Raw genomic sequence first — 13,192 nt, forward strand, 5'->3', positions numbered from 1 at the left:
ACCGTGCTTGCTTCCGGTCCGCCCCGCTGCCAGGCTGGCCGGATCGATTGACGAAGCAGGCTCACGACATGACTACCCACCCCGAGACGCAGCCGCCAGGCGCACAGGCAGGACCGCTCAGCGGCGTCAGGATCCTGGACATGGCCACCGTCGTGGCGGGCCCCTTCGCCGCGACGCTATGTGCCGACATGGGCGCCGACGTGGTCAAGCTGGAACTGCCCGACGGCAGCGATCCGCTGCGCGGGCTCGCGCCGGTCAAGGACGGCATGCCGCTGTACTGGAAGGTGACCAACCGCGGCAAGCGCGGCATTTCGCTGGACGTGCGCACGCCGGAAGGGCGCGAGCTGTTCCTGCGGCTGCTGCCGCAGTTCGACGTGCTGGTGGAGAATTTCCGCACCGGCACCATGGCGCGCTGGGGGCTGGACCTGGACACGCTGCACGCGGCCAACCCCCGGCTTACGGTGCTGCGGCTGACCGGCTTCGGCCAGACCGGGCCCTATGCCGAGCGGCCGGGCTTTGCGCGCGTGTTCGAGGCGATGAGCGGCTTCACCAACCTGAGCGGCGAGGTCGAGGGCAGCCCCATGCACATGAACTACCCGGTGGGCGACATGATCGCGGGGCTGTTCGGCGGGTTCGCGATCGCGGCCGCCGTGGCGGACCAGCGGCGCGCCCCCGACCAGCGCGGCCGCGAGATCGATCTGTCCGCCACCGAGGCGCTGCTGCGCCTGCTGGAGCCGCTTGCGGTGGAGCACGAACAGCTCGGCGTCGCGCGCCAGCGCGCCGGCAACCGCGCCACCTACACCGCGCCCTCCAATATGTACCGAACCGCAGACGGCGAGTGGGTCTCGCTGGTGGCCTCGTCCGAGTCCACCTTCCGGCGCCTGTGCGAGGCCATCGGCCGGCCCGAGATGGCGGGCGACGCGCGCTTTGCCACCAACCCGGCCCGCATTCGCCACCTCGACACCCTGGACCGCGCCATCGCCGACTGGTTTGGCGCGCAGCCGTACGCCGCGGTCGCCGCGGCGCTGGAGCCGCGCGGGGTGCCTTTCAGCAAGGTATGCAGCATCGCCGACGTCATGGCCGACCCGCACCTGCGCGCGCGCGAGGCCATCGTGCGGCTGCCCGATCCGGAACTGGGTTCGATCCCGGCACCGTGCGCGGTGCCCCGTTTCTCGGGCTTCGCGCCCCCGCCGCCGCGCTCGGGGCCGGCGGTCGGCGAACACAACGCCGAGGTGTTCGGGGCGCTGGGCCTGACCGACGGCGACCTGGCCGCATTGAGCAAGGCGGGCGCGATCTAGTCCGAGGCGCGGCTATGCGGGCGGGCGCGGGGCAGCCGGCATCGCGCCGGACATCGGCGGTTCGTCGGCTGCCCACCCGCCCCCGAGCGCGCGAAACAACGCAGCCAGGGCGCTTTGTCGCTGGACGGCCACCTCGATCAACGCGGTCTGCGCCGCGTAGTGGCTGCGCTGTGCCTCCAGGTAGCGCAGGTGGTCGTCGACGCCGGCCCGATAGCGCGCCTCGGACAGCCGCAGCGTCTGCTCGCTGGTCTGCGCGGCAGCGCGCCGCGCGATCTCCTCGCGGCGCAGCGTGTCGCCCGCGGCAAGCGCATCCGAGACTTCCCGGAACGCGATCTGGATGGTCTTCTCGTACTCGGCCACGGCCATGTCCCGGCGCGCCTGGGCGAGGTCGAGGTTAGCGACATTGCGGCCGCCGGAGAAGATCGGCAGGGTCAGCTGCGGTGCGAACGACCACACCGCCTGGCCCGCGCCGAACAGGCCGGAGAGCTCGTCGCTGGCGCTGCCGAACATGCCGGTCAGGGTAATGCGCGGGAAGAAAGCGGCCCGCGCGGCGCCGATGTCCGCGTGGCGGGCACGCAGGCGCTGTTCCGCCGCGCGGATGTCGGGACGGTCCGCCAGCAGGTCCGATGGGGTCCCCGCCGCCAGCCGCTGCACCAGCAGCAGGTCGTCGCGCGGCGCGTCGGGCAACGTCGGTACCGCATCCGGGACGCCCACGAGCAGCCCGAGCGCATTGGAGGCCTGCCGCACTTCGCGGTCGGTCCTCTCCAGATCGGCACGCGCCTGGTCGGTCAGCGCGCTCGCCTCGAAGAAGTCCAGCGCGGTGGCGGTGCCGGCCTGGCGCCGTTGCGCGATCAGGCGCAGGGACGCTTCCCGCGCCCGCAGCGTCTGCATCGTGAGCAGGTGCCGGCGCCGCGCGCCGTCCCGCGCCAGATAAGCCTGCACGACCTCCGCGATCAGGCTGACACGGACGCCGCGGGCCGCCTCCTCGGTGGCCAGGTATTCGCGCAGCGCCGCGTCCGACAGGTTGCGCACGCGCCCGAACAGATCGAGTTCGAACGCCGGCAGGGCCGCCGTGGCCTGCACGGCCTGCTGGACCGGCGCCACGCCCGCCTGGCGCAGGTCCTCCGCCAGGCGTTGCCTGCTGCCGCCCGCCTCCGCCTGGATTGCGGGAACGCGTTCGGCGCGCTGCACCCGGTACACGGCCCGCGCGGCCTCGATATCGAGCATCGCCTGGCGCAGACCGCGATTGTTCCCGATGGCCGTCGCGACCAGCCGGCGCAACTCGTCGTCCACGATGAATTGCTGCCATTGCAGCACGCGCGCCGCGGAGGGTGCCACGGGCCCGGCGTGCGGCTCGTTTGCGCTCGCCTGGCCGGAGGCCCATTGCGTTGGCACGGGCGAGGCGGGGCGTTCGTACACCGGCGCGAGCGAGCAACCCGCCACCAGCGCGGCGGCGGCGAGCACCGGCCACGGCAGCATCGTCGACATTCGCTTGCGCTTCATCGGGCCCCCTCGCTCGTCGTGTTCCCGGTCGGGGAGGCGGGGCGCGCGCCGTCGCGATAGCGCCGGAAGCGCGAGAGCACCCAGACGAAGAAGACCGGCGCGAACACGACGCCCAACGTGGTCGCCGTCAGCATGCCGCCGATGACGCCGGTACCGATCGCACGTTGGCTGGCCGCCCCGGCTCCGGTGGCAATCGCCAGCGGCACGACGCCGAGGATGAACGCCATCGATGTCATGACGATCGGACGGAAGCGCAGCCGGCTCGCTTCCAGCGCGGCGTCGAGCAGCGGCATGCCCTGTTCGCGCAACGACTTGGCGAACTCCACGATCAGGATGGCGTTCTTCGCCGCGAGGCCGATGATGGTGATCAGGCCCACCTTGAAATACACGTCGTTGGGCATGCCGACGGCATTGACGGCCAGCACCGACCCCAGCGCCCCGATCGGCACGATCAGCATCACGGCGCCCGCGATGGCCCAGCTCTCGTACAGCGCGACCAGGAGCAGGAACACCACCAGGAACGACAGCGCGAGCAACAGCGGCGCCTGCGCCCCGGCCTGCCGCTCCTGATACGACAATCCGGTCCAGTCGTAGCCGATACCGGCGGGCAGGCCCGCCGCGATGCGTTCGATCTCCGCCATCGCCTCGCCGGTACTGAAGCCCGGCCTGGCGTCGCCGATGATCTTGACGGCCGGATAGCCGTTGTAGCGCGACACCTGCACCGGCCCGATCTCCCACGCCGGCGTGGCGAAGGCGCTCAGCGGGACCTGCTCGCCGCGCGTATTGGGCACGTTCAGCGCCAGCAGCGCCTCCGGCGTCATGCGGTCGCGCACGTCGGCCTGGACCACCACGCGCTGCAGGCGGCCCACGTTGGCGTAGTCGCCCACCGTTGCCGAGCCATACGCACTGGAGAGCGCGGTGTTGATGGCCTCGAAGCCCACGCCAAGCGCCTCGGCCTTGTCGCGGTCGACGTCGATGCGCAGTTGCGGCGCGTCCTCCAGGCCTTCCATCATCGCGTAGGCCAGCACCGGCGAAGCGTTGGCCTGGCTCAGCAGCGTATCGCGTGCCGCCATCAGCGCGGCATGGCCCACGCCGCCCCGGTCCTGCAGCCGCAGCGCGAAGCCGCTGGCATTGCCCAGGCCTTCGATCGGCGGGGGATCCACCGCCATCACCCGCGCCTCCTTCATTCCCGCGAACTTCGCGTTGAAGGCGGCGACCTCGTCGCTGGCGCGTTCGCCGCCGCCCCGTTCGGACCAGTCGGTCAACGTGGGGAAACCCAGCGCGGCGTTCTGTCCGCTGCCCGAGAAGCTGAAGCCCAGCACCATCGTCGTCGACGCCATTGCCTTGCGCGCGAGCAGATGGCCCTCCAGTTCCTTGACCACGGCCTCGGTGCGTTGGTACGTGGCGCCCGGCGGCAGTTGCACGTCCACCACGAAGTAGCCCTGGTCTTCGATGGGCACGAAGGACTCCGGCAGCCGCGCATAGAGAAACGCCAGCAGGCCGACCACCAGACCGTAGACGATCATGCAGCGGCCGGCGCGGCGCAGCAGCTTCGCGTTCAGCACGGTAAAGCGCTCCGTGAGGGCGCCGAACTTGCGGTTGAACCAGCCGAATACACCGCGCTTTTCCTCGTGGTGCCCGGCCGGAATCGGTTTGAGCAAGGTCGCGCAGAGCGCCGGCGTCAATGTGAGGGCGAGAAAGCCGGAGAACAGGATCGAGACCGCAAGAGACAGCGAGAACTGGCGGTAGATCACCCCCACCGATCCCGACATGAAGGCCAGTGGCAGGAACACCGCGGCCAGCACCAGCGTGATGCCGACGATGGCACCGGACACCTGGCTCATCGCCTTGGCGGTGGCCTGCACCGGTCCCAGCCCCTCGTCCGCCATGATGCGCTCGACGTTCTCCACGACGACGATGGCATCGTCGACGAGGATGCCGATGGCCAGCACCATGCCGAACATGGTCATCATGTTGACCGAGAAGCCCAGCGCGTACATGACGGCCAGCGTCCCGCCCAAACATACCGGCACGACGATGGTCGGAATCAGCGTGTAGCGCAGGTTCTGCAGGAACAGCAGCATCACCAGGAAGACCAGCACCACCGCTTCGAGCAGCGTGTGGATGACCTTCTCGATCGCCACCTCCACGAAGCGCGAGGTGTCATACGGGATCGAGTACTCGATGTCCTCGGGAAAGGATTTCGACAGCTCGTCCAGCCGTGCCTTGACGCCGCGCGCCGTTTCGAGCGCGTTGGCGCCCGGGCGCAGCTGCACCGCGGCGCCGACGGCGCGCTTGCCGCTGGTCAGCATGTCGAAGTTGTAGTCCTGCAGGCCGACCTCCAGCCGCGCGACGTCCGCCACGGTGACCTTCGAGCCGTCCGGATTGGCGCGCAGCACGATGGCACCGAATTCCTCGGTGGTGGCCAGCATGCCCTTGACCGCGATGGTGGCGGTCAGCTCCTGCTCGGCGCTGCCCGGCCGGCTGCCGAAACTGCCGGCCGGCACCTGCACGTTCTGCGCGGCGATCGCCTCGTTGACATCGGCCACGGAAAGCCCGTAGCCCAAGAGCTTCTGCGGATCGATCCATACCCGCATCGCGGCTTCGGCACCGAAGAACTGCACCTTGCCGACGCCTGGCACGCGGCGGATCTCGTTGTTGATCCGCCGCGCCGCGTAGTCGGCCAGCGTCACCATGTCCTTGCCGGCGTCGTCGCCCTTGAAGTTGATCGCGTACACCAGCAGGAAGCCCGCGCTGACCTGCTCGGTGCGCAGGCCCTGGCGCGTGACGGCCGCCGGCAGGCGTGCCTCGGCCTGCTTGATCCGGTTCTGCACATCCACCTGGGCAAGGTCCGGGTTCACGCCCGGCGCGAACGTGACCGTGATTTCCGCGATGCCGGCGGAGCTGCTGGACGAGTCGTAGTACAGCATCCCCTTGGCGCCGTTGAGCTCTTCCTCGATGACGCTGGTCACCGAGTCCACCAGCGTGGTGGCGGACGCGCCCGGGTACATGGCGGTGATGGAGATCTGCGGCGGCGCCACCGTGGGGTACTGCGACACGGGCAGCGACGGGGCCGCCAGCAATCCGGCCAGCACGATGAAAATCGCCAGCACCCAGGCGAAGTTGGGGCGGTGTATGAAAAATCTTGGCAGCATGATGTGTGTTCAGTGGCGCGGCGTCCGGGTGGTCAGCCGCGATCGGCCGGACCGGCCTGCACGGGTTCGGCGCCGGCGGCCCGCTTTCCCGGCGGCGCGACAGGGGTGACGGTCACCTTCTGTCCCGCGTTCGCCTCGCCGCCCACCACGATCCGGTCGCCGGGCGCGAGGCCTTCCACGATCTGCCATTCGCCCCCCAGCATGCGGCCGGTGCGTACCTGCCGGGCCTGAGCCACATCGTCCTTGCCGACGACCAGCAGTTGCGCCTTGCCATCGGCACTGCGGCGTACCGCCCGTTGCGGCACCAGCAGGGCGGCCGGGTCAACGGCGTGCGTGACCTGCACCCGCACGTACATGCCGGGCAGCAGCAGGCCGTCCGCGTTGGGCAACTGGCCCCGCAGCGACACCTGCCCCGTGCCCGGATCGACCGAGATGTCCGAGAACAGCAGGCGCCCCTCGCGCTTCCTGTCGGTGCCCTCGATGGTGGCCACGATGGGCACGCCGGATTGCGCGTCCGGCTGCAGGCGTCCCTGCTCCAACCCTTCCCGCATGCGCAGCACGTCGGCCACAGGCTGTTTGAAGTCGACGTAGACCGGATCGAGCTGCTGGATGGTCGCCATCGGCGTCGCCTCGCCCTGTCCCACCAGCGCCCCTTCGGTGACCAGCGCACGGCCGATGCGCCCCGCAATCGGGGCCCGTACCGTCGCATAGTCCAGATTCAGGCGCGCCGTGCGGACCTCGGCGGCCGCGCTGCGGCGCGCCGCCTGCGCGCCCTTCAGCGTCGCCTGCGCCGTGTCGAAATCCTGCCGGCTCACGGCATCGATCTCGACCAGCGGCGCGTACCGGCGCGCCACCGCCTCGGCGTCGGACAGCGCGGCTTCGGCGCGGGCCAGTTCGCCTTCGGCGCGAGACAGCGCCGCCTGCAGGGGCGCGGGATCGATCTGGAACAGGGCATCGCCGGCCTTCACGTCCGCGCCCTCACGGAAATTGCGCTTGAGCACGATGCCGGGAACCCGCGCCCGCACCTCGGCCACCCGAACCGGTTCGATGCGCCCGGGCAGTTCGCTGCTTACCGCCATCGGGCGTGCCTGCAGCGTCACCACATCCACTGCCGGCGGCGGCGGCGCGGCGGGCGGCTCCGCCTTGCCGCATGCGGCAACCAGCACGGCGGCAACCACGGCGGCGCGGGTGCCCCGGCCACGGCTGGAAAAGTGCCCCATCTCATACCCTCGTCAGCGTTGCATAAGGACGCGGATGGTACTCTGTTTAATCAATTGAATCAATAATGATTCACGCGGGATGTGCGGAACGGTTTTTGCCGGATAATCGGCAGCAAGCCAAGCTGTTTCCGGCCAATCCGGCATGGAAAGTGCATCACCAGACTTATCAAGTGGAATCAACATCGACATGACGGCTGCCAACGCATCGCATGAAGACAACAGCCGATTGCTCGCCGCACTGGCCCTCGCGCTGGTGGACCATCCCCGCGGCACGCTTCAGGAACTGGCAAAGGCCGTCGGCATCAGCAAGGCCACCCTGTACCGTTTCTGCCGCACCCGCGACGAACTGATCTCCCGCCTGATAGAACACTGCGCCGGCGTGCTGGCCGGCGTCATCGATTCGGCAGGGCTGGACGACCCTTCCCCACTGGCGGCGTTGCGCCGCCTGAACGCGAACATGATCGAGCAGCGCGAGGTCGCGGCCTTCCTGATCTATTACTGGCGGGAAGTAGTCTCGGGCATGTCGACCGACTGGCAGACCGGCTGGGAAAACAAGCTCGACGCATTTTTCCTGCGCGGCCAGCAGAAAGGCGTGTTCCGGATAGACATCAGCGCGCCCGCGATGATGGAGATGTGGGCGTCGCTGCTGATCGGACTGCTCGACGGGGAGCGGCGCGGGCGCATCGCGCGGGCCGGGCTGCCGGCGCTGGCCGAGCGCGCCTTCCTGCACGGCGCGGCGGCTTCCCCCGCCTAGGAAACCGCGCGCCCCCCGGTAGGGCGGCGCGGACCTTCAGCGCGGCAGCGGTTGCCGCTTGAAGCGCTTCCACATCCTGCGCAGCGCCTCGTCGTCGGCGCGCACGCGGGAGGCCAGATAGCCACGCGCGAAGCCCGCCCCCGCACCGGCTTCCGGGCGCTCTTGGGCCAGCGTCTTCAGCAGCCCGTCCGCCACCGCGACATCGTTGCGCCAACCCAGGTCGTCCTGCAGCTTGCCCAGCGCCGAGGCGAAGCGGCGCACCGCTTTCTCCGGATACAGGCAGGCAAAGAACTCCGTGGCATAGCGCAGCTTCTTGGCCGCGATGCGCGCGCGGTGGCGCTGGTGCGCATCGAGCCGGGACATGCGCCGGCCGCGCTTGAGCAGCTTGCGGCGGCGCTCGCGCAACGTCCGGTTGGCGAACTTCACGATGGGCATGTCCAGCGCCTGCCGGGCGGCCGGGTCCATGTCCTCGCGCCAGCCGCGCCGCTCCACCCACCCGGACAGCGCCATCATCAGCCGCGCGTAGCGTACGGAATCCACCGCGGCGGCGGCCCGCCCGCGGTTCGCGCGCGCGGTGTCCTCGCAGGCCCGCCCGAGCGCCGCCACGCTGGCGTCTTCCGGTGCGGCGCCGGCCACCTCGGGCAGCGTCGTGCTCGCCAGCACGTGCCAGTCGCGCGCCTGCCCGAGTTCGCCGGCGATCCAGCGGATTTCCGTCTCGAGCTCGGACGGCAAGGCAATCACCGGGGCAACCAGGTCCGCCGCGGACCGCAGCCGGCGCAGGCCCACCCGCATCTGATGGACGCTGCCGGCGTCGTCGCCCGCCACCACCCCGCGCTCGTTGCCGTGGACCTGGGCCAGGCAGTTCCCGACCATGCGCTGGAAGGCGCGTTCGAGGGTATCGCGCCTGGACAGCGCCAGCGGCTCGGCGCGCACCGCCCGGCGGTGCTCGCGCCCCAGCAGCTCGTAGCCGCGCTCGCTCTTGCTGAGGTAGCCCGGGCGCAGCGGCACATCCTCCAGCAGATCCAGCGCAAAGCGGTACAGGTGTTCCGGGGCGCCGCTCTTGAGCTCCATTTCCACCTCGTGGATCGGCGCCGAGGCCTCTCCCGCCTCCACCACGCCCTCGTCCAGCGCCAGTTCGATCTCGTCGCCCTTGGGCAGGCGCAGCAGGGAAATGGACCGCCTGACCCGGGTGACGAAGACAGGCGCCAGGCGCGACGCCAGCGCCCCATTGCGCAGCAGCTTGCCCAGGTCCGACCCCTTGGGCAGGTGCGCCCGCAGGGCGCCCAGGTCCGGCTTGCCATCGGCGACCGGGCCCTCGAACTCTCCGCGCTCGTAGAACCCGGCCCGCACGCGCCCGGCGGTCTTGAGCGTCTGGACATGGTGGTTGCCGGCCGTGCGCACCCGCAGCGAGGCGCCAAGACGGTGCAGCGCCAGATCCGGGGTATCGAAATACGTGCTGACCAGTTCCTCGGCATGCGGCGGTTCGGTCTGCAAGGACGCCAGCAGGGCCGAATCGCGCAGTTGCGCCGCCTGGCCATCGCCCAGCTGCAGTTTCAGTTCGCGTTCCATGGTTTCCCTTTCGTGTTCGATGCACGGGTCGGCGGCCGTCCGGATGGCGGGAAACGGTCCTCAACCGCCACATCCGGCTCGGTCGGCGCCAAGCTGGCCCCGCGTGCGCCGCCGGGTTGCAATGGGTTTCCCCGCGCCATACGAGACGGCCACCGCTTTCCAGTCCGAACACGCCGGCGCCCTCAAGTTCCGCCAACAGCATTCGTTAACGCTGTCATAGACGCTGGAATTGCCTTCCGCCCGGCGCGGATGGCGCTGCCCGCTCAGCTCAAAGGGCCAAGCTGAGCGGCTTTACCCCTTTTTTTCGGCCCATTGCTTGCCCTCGATTCCCTCAAGATGGCGGGGCATTCCGATACAGGCATCTCATGGCGAAAACGCTCACTTCCTCCCCGGCCACTGGCGGCTCGGGCAACCGCGGCAAGCTGGTGCTGGGTGGCATCGTGGTGGCTGCCGCGCTGGGCGCGGGCAGCTTCTTTCTCGGCAGCCTCCTGAGCAACCGCGCCGCCCCGCCGGCGCCGGCCGCACCGGTCATTCCCGCCCCGATCTTCGTGGCGCTGGATGCGTTCACCGTCAACCTCAAGGGTGAAGACGGCGACCGCTTCCTGCATACCGGGCTGTCGATCAAGGTGGCGGACGCCGCCACCCAGGCGCGCATCGCCGAGTACCTGCCCGAGGCACGCAGCCGCATTCTGCTGTTGCTGTCGGCCAAGCAGCCGCCGGAACTGGCGACTGTGGAGGGCAAGCACAAGCTCGCCGAGGAGATCAAGCAGGCGCTGGCCAAGCCTTTCGCGGGCGGCCTGCCGCCGCAGCAGATCACCGATGTCCTGTTCACTTCCTTCGTGGTGCAGTAAGCCCGTGCCCTGCCCCACTCGCCAACCCGACATGAAGCCCACTATCCGAGCCTTTACCGCTTGCCCGAGCCGATGCGCAAGCCGCGGCGCCGGCGGGCCCGGATATGCGACGTTTCATTAATTCCGCCGTTCATGGGGCAGGACACTAGATGGCCTACGACAAGTTCCTCTCGCAGGACGAAGTAGACGAACTGCTGAAGGGCGTTTCCGGCGAAGCCGATACGCCCGAGGCAAGCGCGCCCGTCAGCGAGGACGGGGTACGCCCGTACAACCTCGCCACGCAGGAGCGCATCGTCCGCGGCCGGCTGCACACGCTCGAGATCATCAACGAGCGTTTCGCCCGCCAGCTGCGCACGGCGCTGTTCAACTTCATCCGGCGTGGCGCCGACATCTCGGTCGGCTCGATCCGCATCGAGAAGTACGGCGATTTCGTCCGCAACCTGCCGGTGCCGACCAACCTGAACCTGGTGCACATGAAGCCGCTGCGCGGCACGGCACTGTTCGTGTTCGACCCCAACCTGGTGTTCCTGGTGGTCGACAACCTGTTCGGCGGCGACGGGCGTTTCCACACCCGTGTAGAAGGGCGCGACTTTACCCAGACGGAACAACGCATCATCCGGCGCATGCTGGACCTGGCGCTGGCCAGCTATGGCCACGCCTGGCAGGCAGTGCATCCCATCGAGTTCGAGTATGTCCGCTCGGAGATGCACACCAAGTTCGCCAATATCGCGATCCCGACGGAAGTGGTGGTGACCACCGCCTTCCATATCGAACTGGGCGCGGTGGGCGGCCAGCTGCACGTCTGCTTCCCGTACTCGATGATCGAGCCGGTGCGCGACCTGCTGATGAATCCGCTGCAGGACGAAGTGGAAGTGGACAAGCGCTGGATCGAACAGCTGTCCCACCAGTTGCGCGCCGCGGAGGTGGAACTCATTGCCGAGTTCGCCCATATGAACAGTACCGTGGCCGAAGTGCTCGCACTGCGCGCCGGCGATGTACTGCCGATCGAGCTGCCCGAGCAGGTGTTCGGCAAGGTAGACGGCGTGCCCGTCATGCAGTGCGGCTTCGGCACCATGAATGGCCAATACGCGCTGCGCGTAGAACGCATGATCAATCACCAAGACAGCGATTCCAACAAGGAAACCGACCATGACTGACGGCAAAGAGGACAAGCCGGCCGATCCGATGGACGACTGGGCAAGCGCCCTGGCCGAGCAAACCAGCACCGAAGCCGCCACCGCGGCGCCGGCCGCGGCCCCCGCTGCCACGCCGGCCGCGTCGACGGTCTTCCAGCCGCTGGCCCGCGAAGCCACGAGCGGCTTCCACAACGATATCGAGATGATTCTCGACATCCCGGTGCAGCTTACCGTGGAGCTTGGCCGCACCAAGGTGCCGATCAAGACGCTGCTGCAGCTGGCGCAGGGCTCGGTGGTGGAACTGGACGGCCTGGCGGGCGAACCGATGGACGTGCTGGTCAACGGCTACCTGATCGCGCAAGGCGAGGTCGTGGTGGTCAACGACAAGTTCGGCATCCGCCTGACGGACATCATCACGCCGTCCGAACGCATCCGGAAGCTCAACAAATGACATGCCGTAACCTCCGGCCCGGCCTGCTGGCGCCGACCCTCGCCCTGCTTCCCGGCCTCGCGCTGGCGGAGGAAGGCAAGGTCGTCGTCAGCGGCGCGGCCGGACTCGCGCAGGCCGGGCTTGGCCTGTTCGCCGTCATCGCCCTCATTCTGGCGCTCGCCTGGGCGGCGCGCCGCACCGGGCTGGTGAGACCCGGCAATGCCGGCGCGATGAAGGTGGTCGGCACGACCTCGCTCGGGCCGCGCCAGCGGCTCGTGCTGGTCGAGGTCGGCGGCACCTGGCTCGTGCTCGGCGTGGGCGCGGGCGAAATCCGCACCTTGCATACGCTGCCGGCGCAAGACGGCGGCGAGGCCGATGCCATGGGTTCCATGGGCATGCCGCCGAACCGGGGGTCCACCCCGCCGATGACCGGCACTTTCGCGCAGCGCCTGCTGCGCGCGATGCAACACAACCTGAAGTCATGAATCGCACGTTTTTCGCGCCGGCACGGCCTCGGGCCGGCATGGCGCTCGCGCTCGGCGTGTGCCTGGCCGCCGCCCTGGCCCTGTTGCCGGGCCTGGCCGAGGCCCAGACGCTCCCCGGCGTGGTGAGTCGTCCCGGTCCCGGCGGCAGCCAGACCTGGTCGCTGCCGCTGCAGACGCTGGCGCTGCTGACTTCGCTCTCGTTCCTGCCGGCCGCGCTGCTGATGATGACGGGCTTCACCCGCATCGTGATCGTGCTCGGCCTGTTGCGCAGCGCGCTGGGTACCGCGACCTCGCCGCCCAACCAGATCCTGATCGGCCTGTCGCTGTTCCTGACGCTCTTCGTGATGGGTCCGGTGCTGGACCAGGTCTACAACGACGCGTACAAGCCGCTGTCCGAGAACCGCATCAGCCTCGAGCAGGCCGCCGAACGCGCGGCCGCGCCGATGAAGAGCTTCATGCTCAAGCAGACCCGCGAGAAGGACCTGGCGATGTTCGCGCAGATGGCCAAGACGCCCGACCTGCAAGGTCCGGAAGACGTGCCCATGCGCATCCTGGTACCGGCCTTCGTCACCAGCGAACTGAAGACCGCCTTCCAGATCGGCTTCACCATCTTCATTCCGTTCCTGATCATCGACCTGGTCGTGGCCAGCGTGCTGATGGCCATGGGGATGATGATGGTGCCGCCGGCGACCATCTCGCTGCCGTTCAAGCTGATGCTGTTCGTGCTCGTCGATGGCTGGCAACTGCTGCTGGGCTCGCTGGCCCAGAGCTTCATGAACTGAGCGGGCGCG

Annotated in this window: 12 protein-coding genes; 7 read left to right on the plus strand and 5 right to left on the minus strand. The window is 69.2% G+C overall.

Annotated elements, in window-relative coordinates; all coding sequences use genetic code 11:
* The first annotated feature begins 68 nt into the window (after positions 1-68).
* Complete coding sequence (locus LDO27_RS19350; protein ID WP_224043502.1) at positions 69-1,298, plus strand: CaiB/BaiF CoA transferase family protein; 1,230 nt, start codon at positions 69-71, stop codon at positions 1,296-1,298.
* A 12-nt stretch (positions 1,299-1,310) separates the two neighbouring features.
* On the opposite strand, the gene LDO27_RS19355 is transcribed toward LDO27_RS19350, so the two are convergent.
* The 4 genes from LDO27_RS19355 to LDO27_RS19370 are packed head-to-tail and all read right to left on the minus strand — an operon-like array spanning position 1,311 to position 7,365.
* The gene (locus tag LDO27_RS19355; protein WP_290368839.1) at positions 1,311-2,801 is read right to left on the minus strand and encodes an efflux transporter outer membrane subunit; all 1,491 of its coding nucleotides are present in this window, start codon (positions 2,799-2,801) and stop codon (positions 1,311-1,313) included.
* Positions 2,798-5,953 (minus strand): efflux RND transporter permease subunit, encoded by a 3,156-nt coding sequence (locus LDO27_RS19360; protein ID WP_224043618.1) that lies wholly within the window; start codon positions 5,951-5,953, stop codon positions 2,798-2,800. The genes LDO27_RS19355 and LDO27_RS19360 overlap by 4 nt, the downstream gene beginning before the upstream one ends.
* 35 nt (positions 5,954-5,988) lie before the next feature.
* The gene (locus tag LDO27_RS19365; RefSeq protein ID WP_224043504.1) at positions 5,989-7,176 is read right to left on the minus strand and encodes an efflux RND transporter periplasmic adaptor subunit; all 1,188 of its coding nucleotides are present in this window, start codon (positions 7,174-7,176) and stop codon (positions 5,989-5,991) included.
* 12 nt (positions 7,177-7,188) lie between these two features.
* On the minus strand, positions 7,189-7,365 hold the full coding sequence (locus LDO27_RS19370) for a hypothetical protein (RefSeq protein WP_224043506.1): 177 nt from the start codon (positions 7,363-7,365) through the stop codon (positions 7,189-7,191).
* On the opposite strand from LDO27_RS19370, the gene LDO27_RS19375 reads away from it, so the two are divergent.
* Complete coding sequence (locus tag LDO27_RS19375) at positions 7,364-7,930, plus strand: TetR/AcrR family transcriptional regulator (RefSeq protein WP_224043508.1); 567 nt, start codon at positions 7,364-7,366, stop codon at positions 7,928-7,930. The two genes, LDO27_RS19370 and LDO27_RS19375, sit on opposite strands and share 2 nt — an antisense overlap.
* A 36-nt stretch (positions 7,931-7,966) precedes the next feature.
* Here LDO27_RS19375 and LDO27_RS19380 read toward each other — a convergent pair whose 3' ends face one another.
* The gene (locus LDO27_RS19380; protein ID WP_224043510.1) at positions 7,967-9,499 is read right to left on the minus strand and encodes a CYTH and CHAD domain-containing protein; all 1,533 of its coding nucleotides are present in this window, start codon (positions 9,497-9,499) and stop codon (positions 7,967-7,969) included.
* 365 nt (positions 9,500-9,864) lie between these two features.
* Between LDO27_RS19380 and fliL the strand changes: the two genes are divergently transcribed.
* From fliL to fliP, 5 genes are all read left to right on the plus strand, one after another.
* Positions 9,865-10,350: a flagellar basal body-associated protein FliL gene (fliL, locus tag LDO27_RS19385; RefSeq protein ID WP_224043512.1), complete on the plus strand. Its 486-nt coding sequence runs from the start codon at positions 9,865-9,867 to the stop codon at positions 10,348-10,350.
* A gap of 149 nt (positions 10,351-10,499) precedes the next feature.
* Entirely contained in the window at positions 10,500-11,507 is a 1,008-nt protein-coding gene (gene fliM, locus LDO27_RS19390; protein WP_222207153.1) for a flagellar motor switch protein FliM, read from the plus strand.
* A complete protein-coding gene (gene fliN / locus LDO27_RS19395) occupies positions 11,500-11,937 on the plus strand; it encodes a flagellar motor switch protein FliN (RefSeq protein ID WP_222207152.1) in 438 nt (145 codons plus the stop codon). Before fliM ends, fliN begins: the two co-directional genes overlap by 8 nt.
* Positions 11,934-12,401 (plus strand): flagellar biosynthetic protein FliO, encoded by a 468-nt coding sequence (gene fliO, locus LDO27_RS19400; protein ID WP_222207151.1) that lies wholly within the window; start codon positions 11,934-11,936, stop codon positions 12,399-12,401. The genes fliN and fliO overlap by 4 nt, the downstream gene beginning before the upstream one ends.
* 38 nt (positions 12,402-12,439) lie before the next feature.
* Positions 12,440-13,183, plus strand: a complete 744-nt coding sequence (fliP, locus tag LDO27_RS19405; RefSeq protein WP_222207504.1) for a flagellar type III secretion system pore protein FliP — start codon at positions 12,440-12,442, stop codon at positions 13,181-13,183.
* Positions 13,184-13,192: the final 9 nt, after the last annotated feature.

The organism is Cupriavidus respiraculi, from assembly GCF_914271545.1.
GTDB classification, from domain to species: Bacteria; Pseudomonadota; Gammaproteobacteria; order Burkholderiales; family Burkholderiaceae; genus Cupriavidus; species Cupriavidus respiraculi.